We start from the raw sequence: 18,306 nt of genomic DNA, 5'->3' as shown, positions 1-18,306 counted from the left end.
TATCGATAGCAGATGAAATTTAGTCCTCTCGTCGATGAGTTGATCCAAGCACTGAAATGTTTGCCCGGAGTCGGTCCAAAATCCGCTCAGCGTATGGCGTTTCAGCTACTGGAACGGGATCGTAAAGCTGGTCAATCCCTAGGTCATGCGCTGTCAAAAGCCATGAGCGATGTGGGTCACTGTCAATCCTGTCGCACCTTTACCGAAGAGGTTCATTGTCCCATTTGTGCTAGCCATAAACGTGGACAATCTCAGGTGATTTGTGTGGTTGAAACTCCGGCCGATGTACTTGCCATCGAGGCTGGTGGTCACTTTTCCGGGCGTTACTTTGTTCTGCTTGGGCACTTGTCACCACTAGATGGTATTGGGCCTGATGAACTTGGATTAGCTTTACTAGAAGAGCACCTTGCCTCTGGTGAGGTGTCCGAATTGATCTTAGCCACTAATCCAACTGTGGAAGGGGATGCAACGGCGCATTTTATCGCGGATATGGCCAAGAGCCACCAAGTCATAGTGAGCCGTATCGCTCATGGTGTTCCTGTTGGCGGTGAACTTGAGTATGTTGATAGCACGACGTTAGCGCTTTCTTTCAATGGCCGTCTTCCTCTGTAAGTTTTAAGTTATTTTACGGTTCTGTTTTTCAGAACAAGAAAATCCAGTGTTTGTTTCGGCAATACTGGATTTTTTTTAGCCATTTAAACCTCTGTTATCTCTTTCCCCTTGAAATGCCGAATTCCAGCCCCATCTCTAATTGCATAATGAACTTTGCTTAGTAAAAAGCTTAAGTCCATAAAGAATTAGGCTTTGTGAAATACAATAAAGGAACAAACCATGTCACAACAAGAAACTCATGGCTTTCAAACTGAAGTCAAGCAACTACTAAATTTGATGATTCACTCTTTATACTCCAACAAAGAGATTTTCTTGCGTGAATTGGTTTCCAACGCTGCCGATGCTGCAGATAAGCTACGTTATGAAGCACTGACTAATGATGCTCTCTATGAAGGTGATGGCGAGCTGAGCGTGCGTATTAGTGCCGATAAAGACAAAGGCACTATTACCATCAGTGATAATGGCATTGGCATGACACGCGACGGTGTGATTGAGCATTTAGGCACTATTGCTAAGTCGGGTACGGCAGAGTTTTTCAATAACCTATCCGGTGATGACACTAAGGATTCACAACTTATTGGTCAGTTTGGTGTGGGCTTCTATTCTTCATTCATCGTTGCCGATAAAGTCACTGTGCGTACTCGTGCCGCTGGCCACAGCGCAGATGAAGGCGTGTTATGGGAGTCGGCGGGAGAAGGTGATTTTACTGTAGACAATATCACTAAAGAGACTCGTGGAACCGAAATTGTCTTGCATCTTCGTAAAGAAGAGCAAGAGTTTGCCGATGACTATCGTCTGCGTTCTATTATCACTAAATACTCAGATCATATCTCTGTCCCTGTTGAAATGTTCGAAGAGGGTACGCCGGCGATTGAAGCTTCTGATGATCAAGAAGCCGTGGCGGCAGTCGAAGGTTCATGGAAGCCTATGAACAAGGCGACTGCGCTTTGGACCCGTAACAAGAGTGATATCTCTAAAGAGGAGTATGAAGAGTTTTATAAGCATATTTCCCACGATTTTACCGACCCATTGTTGTGGAGCCACAACCGTGTTGAAGGTAAGCAAGAATACACTAGCTTGCTTTATATCCCAGCCAAAGCACCTTGGGACATGTGGAACCGTGACCGTAAGCATGGTTTGAAATTATTTGTTCAGCGTGTGTTCGTCATGGACGATGCAGAGCAGTTTATGCCTAGCTACCTGCGTTTTGTTCAAGGACTCATCGACTCAAACGATCTGCCATTGAACGTGTCTCGTGAAATATTACAAGACAATAAAGTGACCACAGCACTTAGAACCGCAGTGACTAAGCGCGTTCTCAGCATGCTAGAAAAACTGGCTAAAAACGATGCTGAGAAATATCAGACATTCTGGGCTGAATTCGGTCAGGTTCTAAAAGAAGGCCCTGCCGAAGATATGGCGAATAAGGAGCGTATTGCTGGCTTGCTACGCTTTGCATCGACTCATACAGAAGGTGCTGCACCGACAGTTTCGCTAGCCGATTACATCGGTCGTATGCAGGAAGGCCAAAACAAGATTTACTATATCGTTGCCGATAGCCACGAAGCGGCTGCCAATAGCCCGCATCTTGAGTTACTCCGTAAGAAAGGTATCGAAGTCCTCTTGATGTCTGAGCGCATCGATGAGTGGTTGATCAACCACCTTACAGATTTCGATGGTAAGCAGCTTCACTCGGTAACTCGTGGTGATCTTGAGCTTGGTGATCTTGAAGATGCAGGTGAGAAAGAAGCCCAAGAGAAGATGGAAACTGAGTCTGAAGGCTTGGTTAAACGCGTTAAGGATTCACTGGGTGACAAGGTGTCTGCAGTGAAAGTGACCACTCGTCTTACCGATACCCCAGCTTGTGTTGTGGCGGGTGAAGGTGAAATGTCGACTCAGATGATTAAGTTGATGGAAGCTGCCGGACAAGCTGTACCGGAAAGTAAGCCTACATTTGAGATTAACCCTGAGCATCCTTTGGTTGCGCGTCTTGATGACGAGCAAGATGAAGCAGTATTTACTCAGTGGACCGAGTTATTGCTACAACAGGCCCAATTATCAGAGAAAGGTAGCCTAGCAGATCCTTCAGCTTTCATTAAGCTGATGAACCAGATGTTGTTGGCTAAACTTAAGTAATAAGCCATTGTCATTGAGAAGGCAGAGCAGCTAGTACCATAGGTAGTATTAGTGTTCTGCCTTTTTTATATCTGCTGCATCTATCATTCGCCCCAAAAGCTTAGGCCTTATAGAGACGAGAACGGGGTAGAATGCCATATAAAAGATAACAGGATTGTTATGGAAACAGTTTTAGATCTAACCAAAGAGAATATTCAGCAAGTTGTTGATGCATCGACAGAGCAAGTTGTCGTGCTCTGTTTCTGGTCTAATCAAAGCCCGGAAAGTATCACTTTAAGCCAGACATTAGTCTCCATGGCCCAGAAACAAGCTGGCCGTTTTGTGTTAGCAAAAGTTGATTGTGACAGCGAGATGGAGATCGCTAATTATTTTCAAATTCAGAATCTCCCCACGACCCTAGTGCTTAGTGAAGGCAAGCCAATAGATGGTTTTGCGGGTCTGCAAGAAGAAAGACAAATCACCGAGATGTTAGATAAGCATCTTCCGGCACAGTGGCAGCTTAAGCTCAACCAAGCCAAGGCATTACTCGTGGATGAAGACTTTCAGTCGGCACTCCACTTGTTAAGGGAAGCCTATAGCGAATCGCCAAATGCTGAAATCGCCTTAGTGTACGCCGATGCTGAACTGATGGCGGGTGACTTTTCCTTAGCGGGTGAGTTGTTAGACAGTGTGGGCCTTGCCGATCAGACCAGCTATTATCAAACCCTTAAAGCTAAAATCGCACTGGCTTTGGATGCTGCCGATACCCCGGAGATCCGTAATTTACAGCAAGCTTGTGATAGTGAGCCCGATAATGTCTCTCTATTGCTAGAGCTAGTTAAGGCGCTTCATCAGGCGAAAAGAGATGAAGAAGCGCTAGCACTGCTGTTTGCTCCTCTATCTAAAGATATTTCGCTTGAGAATGGTGATGCTAAGAAACTCTTTCTGGAAATATTGACTGCATTGGGTCAGGGAAATCAGCTGGCTAATCAGTATCGTCGTAAGTTATACAGTTTATTGTATTGATATTGAGTGAAAAAGCAGCGCTGAAATTAAACAGAATGGACAGAATCCACTTGGCCTGGTTAAAAATGAATGTCTATCAGGCCAATGTCTAATGACTAACTGGCTTAAAACTGTTTCTTCCCCTTCAAAATAGCGGTTAATTATGCGAAAATCGCCGCCAATGATAAAACTATGTGAAATAAGAGGACTCTCGAGATGCGCATCATGTTATTAGGTGCCCCAGGTGCCGGCAAAGGTACCCAGGCCCAGTTCATCATGGAAAAGTACGGTATTCCACAAATTTCTACGGGCGATATGCTACGTGCAGCAGTTAAAGCTGGAACGTCTCTTGGTTTAGAAGCCAAGAAAGTGATGGATGCTGGTCAGTTGGTCTCAGATGAGCTCATTATTGGTTTAGTAAAAGAGCGTGTAGCTCAAGATGATTGTACCAAAGGCTTCTTGCTCGATGGTTTCCCTCGTACTATCCCACAGGCCGATGCTATGGCTGCCAGTGGCATTAATATTGACCACGTGGTAGAAATTGATGTGCCAGACGAAGAGATCGTTAAGCGTATGGCGGGTCGTCGTGTTCATCCTGGTTCTGGCCGTGTTTATCATATTGTTTTCAACCAGCCAAAGGTTGAAGGTAAGGATGATGTTACCGGTGAAGACCTGGCTATCCGTCCAGATGATGAAGAGTCTACTGTACGCAAGCGCCTGGAAATCTACCATGAGCAGACTAAGCCATTAGTAGAGTATTACGGAAAAGTCGCAGCATCTGGTCAGGCGACATACAGCAAGTTTGACGGCACACAGGCTGTGGCCGCAGTCAGTAAAGAGATCGTAGCTGCGTTAAGCTAAAGCTATTGGCTCTTTATCAGTATATGAGCTAGTTCTCATATTTTAAAAAGCTCACTTAGGTGGGCTTTTTTTATGTGATTTTGAATGTTAGCCTAACAAAGCGTATTGACATTATAAGAGAGTGATTTTGAGCAAAACTACCCCGGCATTCGGTGTGCTTCTGGTTAACTTAGGGACGCCTGATACACCCACAACAAAAGATGTACGTTCATTTCTAAAGCAGTTCTTGAGCGATCCAAGAGTCGTCGACCTCAACCCCCTTATTTGGAAGCCTGTTCTTAACGGCGTCATACTTAACTTTCGCCCATCTAAGGTGGCAAAACTCTATCAATCTATATGGTGGGATGAAGGTTCGCCCTTGATGGTCGTGAGCCTGCGCCAGAGAGAGCAACTTGCTGGCAGATTAGCCCAAGAATTTGGACAGAGCATACCGGTCGAGTTGGGTATGACTTACGGTAACCCTTCACTGGCTTTAGGGCTAGATAAGCTCAAGTCTCAAGGGGTTGAAAAAATTATCGTACTGCCTCTTTACCCGCAATACTCATGCTCAACCGTGGCGGCAGTGTCTGATGCCATTGCCACTGAGTATAAGGGGTGGAGAGAAATCCCTGAAACTCGTTTAAATAAAGAATACTATCAGCATCCAGGCTATATTTCTGCCTTGGCCAGTTCGGTTAAAGCCCATTGGCAACAGCATGGACAAGCCGAAAAATTGCTTATGTCGTTTCATGGGATCCCAGTTAGATATGTGACTGAAGGCGACCCCTATCAGCAACATTGCGAGAAAACCTCTGAGCTCTTGGCTAAAGAGTTGGGGTTAAATGATGACCAGTGGCAGCTCTGTTATCAGTCAATATTTGGCAAAGAGGAGTGGCTTACACCTCAGACCGACAAGACCTTGACCTCTTTACCAGCTCAAGGCGTGAAGTCGGTGGATATTATCAGCCCGGCTTTTGCGGCAGATTGTCTGGAAACACTCGAAGAGCTTTCTATCGGTGGAAAAGAGATGTTCATTGAAGCTGGGGGAGAGAGATATGCGTTTATTCCTTGTCTCAATACTGACCCTGCTCATATAGCGCTTTTAGTAGAGTTGGTGAAAGAGCAGAGCCAAGGTTGGTACTAAATTTGTGTTAGAAGTGAGCAAACTGCTTAATACACTCAACATCCGTCCTTAAAAAGGGCAAAATACGCTACTGGATACTGGCGTATATCGGCTCATGTGGTAGGATCTGCCGCCGTTTCTATTGGCCCTAATTTGATAGGGCCAATTGTTTTGAACTATATTCCCAGTATGGCTGATTAAATTTAATCGGCCTCCAGTATGTTGCCACAGTTGAGAGCACAAAATGAAGTTTCCAGGTCAACGAAAGTCCAAGCACTATTTTCCCGTCCAAAACCGTGACCCGCTATTGGCTCAGCTCACTCAGCAACCGCTTCGATTTCCTACTTATATTACCGGGATCGATCAGACCTTGGTGGACATCGAAGCTAAGGTCGGCGATGAGTTACTCGAACGTTATCAACTTCCTAAAGGCAACTCGACTCTGATTGATGATGTCAGTGCCCATGCTCTGTACTCTGAACTTAAGACAAGTGGTTTAATCAGTGATGAATTCGCCGGTGGCACCATAGGCAATACGGTTCATAACTATTCTATTCTTGCCGATGACAGATCTGTTTTGTTCGGCGTAATGAGTAATAATATCGAAGTTGGAAGCTACGCCTATCGTTATCTGTGTAACACATCTTCTAAGGTTGATTTAAATTATCTTCAGCCCGTCGACGGTGCCATAGGTCGCTGTTTCACTCTGATATCTGAGTGTGGTGAGCGTACTTTTGCTATTAGCAAGGGCTCGATGGATAAGTTAACTCCAGAATATATCGATAAAGATTTGGTACAAGGGGCTTCGGCGTTGGTGTTAACGGCTTACTTGATGAGAGCCAGTGGTGACGATCAGATGACACAGGCTGCATTAACTGCGATAGAGTATGCCAAAGAGGTCGGGGTAGCTGTGGTGTTGACCTTAGGTACCCGTTTCTTGATCGAAGAAGACCCTGAGTGGTGGAAAGCTTTTATTAAGGAAAACGTGACAATATTGGCGATGAACGAGGATGAAGGTGAAGCCCTAACCGGCTTTAAAGATCCGCTTCAGGCCAGTGAAGCCGCCCTTGAACTGTGTGATATGGTATTAACCACTGCCGGCCCAATCGGGCTCTATACCGCTGGTTATACCGAAAATGCAGAGAAACGTGAAACCAGTAATACTCTTTTACCTGGCTCTATTCCAGAGTTTAACCGGTATGAGTTTTCACGCCCTAAGCTGAAATCTGCCTGTGATGAGCCGATTAAAGTCTACGCACACATTTCACCTTACATGGGCGGTCCGGAGAAGATCCGTAACACCAATGGCGCTGGTGATGGTGCCTTGTCAGCACTGCTACACGACCTCGCATCGAATACCTTCCATAAGGCTAATGTGCCAGGTTCGAGCAAACACAAGCGTGATGGATTATGTTACTCCTCATTTTCACAGATCTGTAAGTATGCTAATCGCGTGGCCTATGAAGTGCTTGCACAGCACAGCCCGCGCCTTTCACGTGGCTTACCAGAGCGTGAAGATAGCTTAGAAGAATCGTACTGGGAGAGATAAGTCTCTAGTACGAGATAAACCTCTTAAAAATCAAACAAAAGAAAGGCGTCCAATTGGACGCCTTTCTGTGTCTGGAACACTTATGTAAGTTTGCCAAGGACGGCAAAAAACTTACTTTGTGTCTGGAATATATAATGCGCCCCTTATGGAGCGCACATCCTAGAGAACTCTGTACTTAAGCTTCTTGCCCCTTTACTTGCTCTCTGAAGCTGCCCGCTGTCTTGCCAGCTTGAGTATCGTTAAAGATCTCTTCGTTGAACTCACCCTCAGATTTAGCGATGACCACAGTGGCAACCGTGTCGCCGGTGACATTGACTGCGGTGCGGACCATGTCGAGTAGTCTGTCTACGCCGATGATCAGTGCGATACCTTCAACAGGAAGGCCCACCTGGTTAAGTACCATGGCTAACATGATAAGACCCACACCTGGCACGCCTGCGGTACCGATAGATGCAAGCGTCGCAGTCACAACGACCATGGCGTAATCTGTGATGGTTAAGTCAACGCCATAAACCTGAGCGATAAATACCGTGGCAACACCTTGCATGATGGCCGTACCATCCATGTTGATAGTGGCGCCAAGTGGTAAAGTAAAAGAGGCGACTTTATTATCGACACCTAGTCTGTGCTCAGCAGTTTCTATGGTGACTGGCAGAGTCGCATTTGAACTGGCGGTGCTAAAAGCAAACAGCTGAACATCGCGCATCTTGCGGATGAAGGTTATCGGGTTTAATCCTGAGAACACTTTAAGCAATGTGGGATAGACAACGAATCCATGAAGCAGAAGAACACCTAGGACGACGAAGAAATATTTTACTACGCTGCCGAAGGTTTCGAGACCCAAAGTGAGTGCCAATTTTGCCATCAAGGCAAACACACCATATGGCGCAAGCTGCATTATTAGTGTAACTACACGCATAATCACTTCATTAAGGTCGTTAAACAGCGCTGCAACGCGTTTACCGCGCTCGCCTATATGCGAGATGGCAAAACCAAAAATAACCGCAAATAGGATGATTTGAAGCATATTGCCTTCACTCATCGCATGCAGTGGGTTGGTTGGGACTATGTTGATGATCACTTCTGCTAGGCTTGGGGCTTCTTTTGCATTGAAGGTGAGGCCTTCACTGACCAAGGAAGCGTTACCTGGATGGACCATGATGGCGACTAAGATTGACGCAGATAGGGCAATGGCCGTGGTGAATAGATAAAAGGCGATGGTCTTACCACCGAGCCTGCCCAATTTTGACGGGTCACTCAGTGAACATGTTCCACATACCAATGAAATAAACACCAAAGGTACGACCAACATTTTCAGTCCGGAAACAAATATGGTACCGATAACGTGTAAAAAACCTTCGGTAATATATTCGTTTATAAAGGTGCTTTCGGGGAAAAGGTTTCTGAGTAGCAATCCAAATAGGATACCTCCACCCATACCAATAAGAATTTTACTCGTGAGTCCGAGTTTTTTTGCTTGAGTTAAAGCCATAGTGCTTCCTGTATAATTATTATGCTTTTCAATTTGCGGTGTAAGCGTAGCAAGAAACGAAGATTGATGAAACGGTATAAAAGTTAATCTTTTTCGTGGTTTTGGTAAAATAAATCAAGATAGTTATGGAAAAGTAGCAGGAAAATTATGTAATGTTGACCTATAAGTAATAAGCGCCTCGCTTAAAATTACATATTGAGTAACAGGGAGTCTGGCATGAAGTCAGTTTACAAGTCTTTTATCGTATTTTTATGGTCGTTTTTCATGGTCGCCTGTAGTGGAGGGGGGGATATATCGGATCCATTAGATCCAGCTCCAGATGAAGGTACCGTTGTAATTTCATTGTCAATTTCTAATTCTGACATAAACGCGCTGACACCAGCGTCTGTATCTGCCACAGTGACGAGCTCTACAACTGGCTTGATGTCGGGGGTATTAGTCACTTTTACGCTTTCTGATGCCACTCTTGGTTCATTTACTCCTGGAACAGGCACAGCCCTAACTAACTCTGATGGTGTCGCTACCATTGCACTGGCAACATCGAATGTCGCAGGTGCGGGTAATGTGGAAGCAAGTATAGAGGGCGCAACGGATGGGTCTGCAACCATAGGTTTTAACATGGCCGGAGACGGTGGTGAAGCCGGTGGTGGCGCTTTAGTGGTACTTACTCTGACTGATGCCGCTGGAGTTGCTACAGATTCTATTTCAACGACTAAGCCTGGAAAGCTTGTTGCTACAGTGACAGGTATCAGTAAACCTGTGATTGTGACGTTTACATCAGCCAAAGGTGAAATACCAATAGATGCAGCAGTAACTATTGATGGTGTTGCTATTGTCGATATCTATGCCGGAACAGATTTAGGTGCCGGCAAAGCGGTAGCTTCACTGGAAACTGGTGAAGAGGGGGGGGCTATTGTCGTTGTGGGTGCAACGAATGTCTTTATGGGCAGCGGCGTTCCATTTGTTGCAGGAGCTGCGTCAATCTCAACGGCTCAGCTGTCAGCTGGTGGTACGGCAACGGTCTCTGTATTGCTTCAAGATGGTGAAGGAAATCCATTTACACAACCTGTTGAAGTTAATTTCACGTCAACTTGTGCATCTTTCTCTACTCCTCAAGCTATTTTAAGTACTCCTGTTACGGCAGTTAACGGTGCGGCATCGAGTACATATTTAGCGCAAGGCTGTAGTGGTGACGATCAAATTAACGTGACGGCAAATGCTGGTGGTTTGAGCCTATCTGCAAGCACCAGTATCAATATTTTACCTGCTAGTATTGGTAGTATTGTTTTTGAGTCTGTATCGCCTTCTAAAATTGGCCTTTTAGGAACTGGCCTGCCGGAGTCTTCTACTGTCATATTTAAAGTCTTGGATACCAATGCACTGCCAGTGAGTAATCAACTGGTTGATTTCAATCTAAACACTGTTGTCGGTGGCATTACCTTCGATCCTTCAAATGCTACAACCAATGATCAAGGCTTAGTACAAACCGTTGTTCGTTCAGGTACTGTCGCTACAGTGATTCGCGTAACGGGTACAATTAATGGTTCTGACCCAGTCATTTCCAGTCAATCTACAGAGCTGGTTGTTACTACAGGTATTCCAGATCAAGATAGTTTTTCATTATCAGCCTCAAATTTTAATCCTGAAGGTTGGAGTAGTGAAGGTACATTAGTGCAGATCACCGCAAAACTTTCCGATGCATTCAATAATAGGGTTCCAGACGGTACTTCAGTGACGTTCAGAACAGAAGGCGGTGATATTGTTGATTCATGTATCACCACTGATGGCGGTTGCACAGTAGATTGGCAGAGTAAAGATCCGCGCCCATTCGGTGCGACAGTACAGCCATTACCTTTAGATGGGCAAGGACGTCAATATTGGGATGTCCGCCAGAACTATTATCTTGGCCAACCTATGGGGGGAAGAACTACAGTTACCGCTACAGCTATAGGGGAGGAATCTTTCGCCGATACTAATGGTAACGGGCGTTTCGATGCTGCTGAGCTAACAGCCTTTTTAGGGATGAATACAGCGGGTGAGGATTTTGATCTGAATGAGCCGTTTGAAGATTACAATGAAGATGGTTTGTTTAATCCTGTAGAAGGTATTGGTGCTGGCGGCGGAAGTTTAGAAGAGCTAATCGATTTTAATTTTGATGGTAATTTTGATACTCAGGATGCTTTATATAATGGAGTCTTGTGTAGTGAACCTGCTCACGCTGGCTGTGCATCCTTTACGGCTAAAAGTACCAGCACATATGTAAGACAAAATCTTGTTTTAGTTATGTCAGGAAGCACTGCTATAGCATCACAGCCTATAGTGATAGATAGTGCAGCAGACACTGGGATACACGTGTTAGATCTAGCACCTAAATCGATCGGTTCTGTTTATATATGTATTTCAGATTTGCATAATCAACAAATGCCATCAGGTAGTGAAATTAATTCGGTGACTTCGGTTGGCAGTGTGGCGACGACTAATCCTATTATTTGGCCTAATACCAACATCAATGGTGCTCGTTGTGAAACAATCTCAGTCAAAGGGCCCGATGAACCAGAGGATGGGGTGTTGACTATTAGTGTAACAACTCCCGGCGGAGTCATTTCAACCGTTGCGGTAATTGATATAAATATGTAAAAAATATTTTATAGTGACTTAAAGTCATTTTCATAAAAAACCACCTGTGAAAGGTGGTTTTTTATGTTCAAGGTATACTACCTTTGTATAGCTAGCTACTTCTGGAACTGATAAACACTGCCCAAATTCATCAACTGGGTTAGCTCATCCAGCGCGGTACGTGATTCAATCAATACCTGTGGATCGGCCAGGTCTTCGACACTGAGGCGATCGCGGTAGTGCTTGTCTACCCAGTTATTGAGCTCACTGAATAGAACATCATTCATCAAAGTATGCTGATTAACTGCTGCCACTTCGGTGTCATTCATGGCGACACGTAGTCTCAAACAAGCTGGACCGCCACCATTTTGCATGCTTTGCTTAACATCAAAATAATGCACTTGCTTGATTGGTGTGCCCAGAGTGACGACTTCATTGAGGTAAGCGTGTACCGCTTCATTTTCCTGGCAGTTTGTAGGCGCGATAATGGCCATTTCACCTGATGGAAGAGTAATTATCTGAGTATTAAACAGGTAACTCTTCACTGCATCTTGAATACCGACTTTATTTGTGGGAACTTCGATGAAATGAAGTGATGAGTCACCAAACTTCTGTTTTATTTCATTTAACTTGTTCTGTGTATCCAGAAATGCCTGCTCGTGATAGAAGAGCACATTTTGGTTACCTACGGCGATCACATCGTTATGAAACACGCCTTGATCGATCACATCAGGGTTCTGTGAGATATAAACCGTGTTGTTATCATCGAGCTGATGCAGGCGTGCAATGGCTTGTGACGCTTCTAATGTCTGTCTTGCTGGATACTTTTTTGGTTTAGGTGCCGCTGGATTTGTTGCTTCTTGGCCATAGACAAATAACTCTATACCCGTTTCGCCGTATTCACTGCAAAGGCGGGTATGATTAGCCGCGCCTTCATCGCCAAAACTGGCGTGCTCAGGCAGATGTTGATGATGGCTGAAATGCTTGTCGTTATTGAATGTCGCCGCCAGGATGTTACCTGTGGTGATCGGTTCTATGCTGCGGTGTAACTTGTCGACCAAGTTAGCCGGGGTGAAATGAAGCTTCCCATCACGACAATCGGCACTAGGTGAAACGGTTGCCGCATTAGCGGTCCACATGCTTGATGCACTACAACAGGCACGTAACAAAGCAGGAGCCTGTTTAGCGGCTTTATTTAATACTTCGGCGTCAGAGCCCGTAAAACCAATTCTGCGCAGTGTATGAAGGTCTGGGCGCTCTTGAGGGGCTAACATGCCCTGAACCATACCCATGTCGGCGAGTGCCTTGGCTTTTTTCAATCCCTGTTTGGCTGCGGCTCTTGGATTTGAAACGGCAGCTGCGTTACTCAGTGATGCCACATTGCCAAAGGAGAGGCCCGCATAATTGTGGGTTGGTCCAACAAGACCATCGAAATTTGCTTCAAAATGCTTCATTAGTTTTCCTTATCAGGGTAGCGATACCTTTTTATTATTAACTTGCTTGATTCTTTTCGCTTCACATGGAATTTGGCTTCTTAGGTTGCCAGTTACTCCAGAACCACTAGAGTTAAGCTAAGATGTGATGTGAGGTTGAAATGAGGTCAGTATACTTAAGCTTCAATTGTTCACAAGAGAGGCGAAATTGGCTAAGTTTGTGATATTTGCATCGAAATGCACATGAATTCCTTGCTAGATGACTAATAATGGAATATTAGTTTTTAATTAAGCATTTATTTCTTTCACACTTTTTTAGAAATAGTTCCAAAATGGTTAAAAAATGGCTCACCAGTACAAATAAAAGAGGGATTAGCTTGAAAAAATTGAGACAACCCTCTATATATGGAGCCAAATTACAGCATTTTGAGACTTTTTGGCGCAGATCATTCTATGGGTAAATCGCTAGTTATTGTCGAATCACCGGCCAAAGCCAAGACTATTAATAAATATCTCGGCAAAGATTACATTGTTAAATCGAGCGTAGGTCACGTAAGAGACTTACCAACATCATCCAGTCCTGATGCGAAAGTGGCGACTAAAACGCCCGCTGAAGTTCGGAAGATGCCTCCTGAAGAGAAAGCCATATATAAGAGCAAAAAAGCGAAACAAGCGCTTGTTGCTCGTATGGGAGTGGACCCTGAAAAAGACTGGAAAGCCAAGTATCAGATACTCCCAGGCAAAGAGAAAGTCGTAAAAGAGCTACAAGCTCTAGCTGAGAAAGCCGACAAAATCTATCTCGCAACCGATTTGGATAGAGAGGGAGAGGCCATTGCATGGCACTTGCAGGAGATCATAGGTGGAGATGAGTCACGCTATCAGCGCGTTGTCTTCAACGAGATCACCAAGACCGCCATTCAAGACGCATTTAGTAAACCTGCGCATTTAGATACCAATATGGTTAATGCCCAGCAGGCTCGTAGATTCCTCGATCGGGTTGTTGGGTTTATGGTATCGCCTCTGTTATGGAAGAAAGTCGCCCGTGGATTATCCGCTGGTCGAGTTCAGTCTGTGGCAACGCGTTTAGTGGTTGAAAGAGAAGGCGAGATTAAGGCTTTCGTTCCCGAAGAGTTTTGGGATATTCATGCTGATCTTAATACCCAGGCTAATGACCTGCTGAAAATGCAGGTGGTTAAGTTTCAGGGTAAGGCATTTAATCCTGTTAATGAAAAGCAAACATTGGAAGCGGTTGCTGCTCTGTCGCAGTCAAGCTTTGTGGTTGCTGCTCGTGATGACAGAGCGACTCAGAGCAAGCCTTCGGCACCTTATATCACATCGACCTTGCAACAAGCGGCGAGTACCCGTTTAGGCTTTGGCGTCAAGAAGACCATGATGATGGCTCAACGTCTGTACGAAGCGGGTCATATTACCTATATGCGTACCGATTCGACGAATTTGAGTCAGGAAGCCTTGGATAATGTGCGCGAGATGATAGGTAAAGAGTTTGGCGATAAGTATTTGCCAGATGCGCCTATTCGTTATGGCAGTAAAGATGGCGCACAAGAGGCTCACGAAGCAATTCGTCCATCAGATGTCAAAGTGCATGCGGCTTTGATGAGTGACATGGAGAGAGACGCACAGCGCTTGTATGAGCTTATCTGGCGTCAGTTTGTTTCTTGTCAGATGACACCAGCAAAATATGATGCGACTCGCTTAACGGTTAAGTCCGGTGAGTACGAGCTCAAAGCCACTGGTCGTACGCTACGTTTCGACGGTTGGACTCGAGTTCAAACGAGTATCAAGAAGAAAAATGAGGAAGACAGTACACTGCCTCATGTTGATCAGGGCGATAAGCTGGATCTTAAAGAACTGGATCCCAAGCAACACTTTACCAAGCCGTCAGCTAGATACAGTGAAGCGTCTTTGGTTAAAGAGCTTGAGAAACGTGGTATCGGTCGTCCATCAACCTATGCGACGATTATTTCGACTATTCAAGACCGTGGTTATGTGCGCGTCGAAAACCGTCGTTTCTACGCAGAAAAGATGGGTGAGATAGTCAGTGAAAGTCTGGTCGGCAGCTTTAAGGAGCTAATGAGCTATGACTTTACTGCGGGCATGGAACAGACACTCGATGATGTAGCCAAAGGTGAACTCGAGTGGAAGAAAGTGCTCGATGGCTTTTACAAAGACCTTACTAAGCAGATAGATCAGGCTGAACTTCCACCGGAAGACGGCGGAATGCGCCCGAACGAGATGGTGCTTACCGACAACATCAAGTGTCCGACTTGTGAGCGTCCTATGGGTATTCGTACTGGTACTACAGGCGTATTCCTCGGTTGTTCAGGCTATGCCTTACCGCCTAAGGAACGCTGTAAAACCACCATGAACCTGACTCCCGGTGAAGAAGCTGTGAGTGAGAATAGTGAAGATGCTGAAACAGATGCGTTACGCGCTAAGCATCGTTGTGGCATCTGTGGTACAGCCATGGACAGTTACCTTATCGATGAGACTCGTAAGCTGCATGTTTGTGGTAATAACCCGATATGTGACGGTCATGAAGTTGAACTCGGTCAGTTCAAGATTAAGGGTTATGAAGGCCCGATTATCGAGTGTGATCGTTGTGGCAATGACATGGAGCTTAAGAATGGCCGTTTCGGAAAGTACTTCGGTTGTACTAACAGCGAGTGTAAGAACACCCGCAAGCTGTTAAAGAGTGGTGAAGCTGCGCCTCCAAAGGAAGACCCAATTCACTTGCCTGAGCTTAAGTGTACTAAGTCTGATGGCTACTTCGTGCTTAGAGATGGTGCCGCCGGAATATTTATGGCAGCCAGTACTTTCCCTAAATCACGTGAGACTCGCGCACCCTTAGTAGAAGAGTTGGTGAAGTATCGTGAGCTATTGTGGCCTAAGTATGCCTATCTAGCCGATGCACCAGTGAAAGACGATGACGGTAATAATGCATCGGTTCGTTTCAGCCGCAAGACGAAGGAGCAATACGTTGCTACCGATGTCGATGGTAAGGCAACTGGCTGGACCTCGAAGTTTATCGACGGAAAGTGGGTGACAGAGGCGAAGAAGAAAGCCAAGCCAAAAGCGAAAGCGGCAACGGCCACTAAAGCTAAGGCCAAAGCTAAGCCAAAAGCGGCAGCAAAGACTAAAGTATAGAGCTGTGTGCTTCAGTCAATGTTAGTCCATAGCTATAGCTAGTCCATAAAAAGCCTCGATGATTCGGGGCTTTTTAATGTCTGCTGCTTACGAGACAGGAGGGTTGAGTTAGAACCTAAGAATCGTAAGGGTTAGTGATAAGTGATAAGTGATAAGTTAGAATCGAGTCGTTAGTGTTTACTGTCATCCTTAAATTGTTTCAGGCTCTAGCTTGAATATTTGAATAATGGCAATAAAAAAGCCCCAACATGTTATGAAGGAGCCTTGTTTGATCAATAATCCTATCTAGCTTCTATTACCACTTTTTCTTTGGCTGGAATAGCACATCAATATCTTCTTCTTCTTTCTTTTCTTGCTGTACCGGTGGAGATGCCAGCTTCTGTGCGCCCATTATTTCATCTAACATGGCTTTTGCTTCATCGACTTTCTTAGAAATAAATGGGTCATTAGGGGTTTGAGCCTTGATGGCATGTAAGGTCGAAAGGGCCTTAGTCACCATCTGCTTTGAGGAACCATATTGTTTCATAAAGCATGCAGCTCTTGCTCGGGATAGCATGGAGTCAACATTGATTCTCAGTTGAAGGCTATCTATTCTGCCTTCCTCTTCACTAAAGATAGCGGGGGCGACTTTGCCTTTGTTGTGTTCTGAGCGAAGTATGGCTTTGAGTTTCTTGAGAACCTGTACCAGAACCAATATTTGTTTATCGTTATCGGGCAGGCGGAAACTTTCTATTGAAGGTGCTTGCTTAGGGCTGGCAGCTAAACTTTGGACTTGAGCAGCGATGTCGGCTTGTCTTCTTTGGTAGTCACCGGCTTGATTGGCGGCATAGGTAACGGCTAAACCAAGAGCATCTTCGACACGCTTGTACAATACTAGTACTAATTGAGAGGAGCAGGGGAACATACCTGTGTGAGAAAGTACTTCTTCGGTTTCATCGATAATGGCTCTTTGCCTAGCCAGTTCAGTTCTGCGTTCTGCTTCAGCACGCTCTTTTTGCTGCTGTATGACGTTAATTCCGATTACGAGTAATAAGAGTGCGCCGATACTGATCAGAACCAAAGTAAATATCATAGGTCTACCGTTAATTATGCAATTCTATTAATGCTACTATAAATCAACACTCTAGCATAGTTATCTTAGTCTAGGTTTTCACTAATGTCGTGTGAATGGTGTGAACTCTATGTTATATTCCATATTGATTTAATTTTCACGTTGTACTATAACTATTTCTTATACTTAATCTCCCATTCCAGACCCATTAAGAAGCATTAAATAGAGGTCGAATTGAAGGATAAAAGATGAAGCTGCAGCAACTCAGATACATTGCAGAGGTGGTGAATCATAACCTCAACGTTTCGGCTACCGCTGAAAACCTCTATACATCTCAGCCAGGGATCAGTAAACAAGTCCGTATGCTGGAAGATGAACTCGGTATACAAATCTTCGGCCGTAGCGGCAAGCATTTAACTCATGTGACACCTGCTGGTGAGCAAGTCATAAGTATAGCAAATAATATTTTGGGTAAAGTCGAGAGTATTAAGAAGGTTGCTGAAGAGTATACTAAACCTGATCAAGGTGAACTGAATATTGCAACCACGGATACTCAGGCGAGATATGCATTGCCTAATATCATTCGTGGTTTTATCGACCGTTACCCTAAAGTTAATTTGCATATGCATCAGGGGACGCCTTCTCAAATCAGTGAGTTAGCGGCGAGGGGAGATGCTGATTTTGCCATTGCAACTGAAGGTATGCATCTTTATTCCGATCTGATTATGTTGCCTTGTTACCATTGGAATCGCTCGATTGTAGTGAATCGAGATCATCCGTTAGCGACTCGCAGTAATATCACCATTGAAGATCTGGGTCGTTTTCCTTTAGTGACCTATGTTTTTGGTTTCGATCGCGAATCAGAGATTGAAAAATCATTTAATCGTGCGGGACTGGAGCCAAGAGTTGTATTTAGCGCAACCAGTGCGGATGTGTTGAAGACCTACGTGAGATTAGGTTTGGGTGTTGGTGTCATTGCATCAATGGCAATAGATCCTAATATGGACAGAGACTTAGTGGCTATCGATGCTAGTCATCTATTTGGGCATAGCACCACTAAGATAGGCTTTAGGAAGGGAAACTTCTTAAGAACTTATATGTATGAGTTCATCGAGCATTTCGCTCCACATCTAACCAAAGAGGTAGTCGAAAAAGCCGTCGCGCTAAGGGACCCTCAATTGATAGAGAATATGTTTGCCGATATTGAGTTGCCTGTAAGGTAACGTCTAGTTCATATCTGAGCCAGCATAAATAGGTTAAAGACATAAAAAAACTCGCTAAAGCGAGTTTTTTTATGTCTGATGA

12 protein-coding genes are annotated in these 18,306 nt (G+C 44.8%); 9 read left to right on the top strand and 3 right to left on the bottom strand.

What is annotated here, in order from left to right; translation table 11 throughout:
- The first annotated feature begins 12 nt into the window (after window positions 1–12).
- The 6 genes from recR to sps_RS08160 all read left to right on the top strand — a co-directional run bounded on the left by recR (window position 13) and on the right by sps_RS08160 (window position 7,244).
- Window positions 13–612 (top strand): recombination mediator RecR, encoded by a 600-nt coding sequence (recR, locus tag sps_RS08185; protein ID WP_077752086.1) that lies wholly within the window; start codon window positions 13–15, stop codon window positions 610–612.
- A 219-nt stretch (window positions 613–831) separates the two neighbouring features.
- Window positions 832–2,748 (top strand): molecular chaperone HtpG, encoded by a 1,917-nt coding sequence (gene htpG / locus sps_RS08180; RefSeq protein ID WP_077752085.1) that lies wholly within the window; start codon window positions 832–834, stop codon window positions 2,746–2,748.
- A 159-nt stretch (window positions 2,749–2,907) separates the two neighbouring features.
- The gene (locus sps_RS08175) at window positions 2,908–3,753 is read left to right on the top strand and encodes a co-chaperone YbbN (protein ID WP_077752084.1); all 846 of its coding nucleotides are present in this window, start codon (window positions 2,908–2,910) and stop codon (window positions 3,751–3,753) included.
- A 195-nt stretch (window positions 3,754–3,948) separates the two neighbouring features.
- A complete protein-coding gene (adk, locus tag sps_RS08170; protein WP_077752083.1) occupies window positions 3,949–4,593 on the top strand; it encodes an adenylate kinase in 645 nt (214 codons plus the stop codon).
- A 127-nt stretch (window positions 4,594–4,720) separates the two neighbouring features.
- A complete protein-coding gene (hemH, locus tag sps_RS08165) occupies window positions 4,721–5,716 on the top strand; it encodes a ferrochelatase (RefSeq protein ID WP_077752082.1) in 996 nt (331 codons plus the stop codon).
- A gap of 223 nt (window positions 5,717–5,939) precedes the next feature.
- Window positions 5,940–7,244 carry an inosine/guanosine kinase gene (locus sps_RS08160; protein ID WP_077752081.1) on the top strand — a complete coding sequence of 435 codons (1,305 nt, stop codon included), beginning with the start codon at window positions 5,940–5,942 and terminating at the stop codon, window positions 7,242–7,244.
- Between the two features lie 175 nt (window positions 7,245–7,419).
- Here the strand turns inward: sps_RS08160 and sps_RS08155 are convergent, their stop codons facing one another.
- The gene (locus sps_RS08155; RefSeq protein WP_077752080.1) at window positions 7,420–8,736 is read right to left on the bottom strand and encodes a dicarboxylate/amino acid:cation symporter; all 1,317 of its coding nucleotides are present in this window, start codon (window positions 8,734–8,736) and stop codon (window positions 7,420–7,422) included.
- 216 nt (window positions 8,737–8,952) lie between these two features.
- Here sps_RS08155 and sps_RS08150 point away from each other — a divergent pair, with 216 nt between their 5' ends.
- Complete coding sequence (locus sps_RS08150; protein WP_077752079.1) at window positions 8,953–11,373, top strand: Ig-like domain-containing protein; 2,421 nt, start codon at window positions 8,953–8,955, stop codon at window positions 11,371–11,373.
- Between the two features lie 95 nt (window positions 11,374–11,468).
- Here sps_RS08150 and astB read toward each other — a convergent pair whose 3' ends face one another.
- The gene (astB, locus tag sps_RS08145; protein ID WP_077752078.1) at window positions 11,469–12,806 is read right to left on the bottom strand and encodes an N-succinylarginine dihydrolase; all 1,338 of its coding nucleotides are present in this window, start codon (window positions 12,804–12,806) and stop codon (window positions 11,469–11,471) included.
- 432 nt (window positions 12,807–13,238) lie between these two features.
- On the opposite strand from astB, the gene topA reads away from it, so the two are divergent.
- On the top strand, window positions 13,239–15,950 hold the full coding sequence (topA, locus tag sps_RS08140) for a type I DNA topoisomerase (protein ID WP_149027243.1): 2,712 nt from the start codon (window positions 13,239–13,241) through the stop codon (window positions 15,948–15,950).
- A gap of 295 nt (window positions 15,951–16,245) precedes the next feature.
- Here topA and sps_RS08135 read toward each other — a convergent pair whose 3' ends face one another.
- Window positions 16,246–17,022 (bottom strand): hypothetical protein, encoded by a 777-nt coding sequence (locus sps_RS08135; RefSeq protein ID WP_077752076.1) that lies wholly within the window; start codon window positions 17,020–17,022, stop codon window positions 16,246–16,248.
- Window positions 17,023–17,249: 227 nt separating this feature from the next.
- On the opposite strand from sps_RS08135, the gene cysB reads away from it, so the two are divergent.
- Window positions 17,250–18,224: an HTH-type transcriptional regulator CysB gene (cysB, locus tag sps_RS08130; protein WP_077752075.1), complete on the top strand. Its 975-nt coding sequence runs from the start codon at window positions 17,250–17,252 to the stop codon at window positions 18,222–18,224.
- Window positions 18,225–18,306 lie beyond the last annotated feature (82 nt).

The sequence above is a fragment of the Shewanella psychrophila genome, from assembly GCF_002005305.1.
GTDB classification, from domain to species: domain Bacteria; phylum Pseudomonadota; class Gammaproteobacteria; order Enterobacterales; family Shewanellaceae; genus Shewanella; species Shewanella psychrophila.
This window is presented reverse-complemented; position numbering and strand designations above follow the sequence as displayed.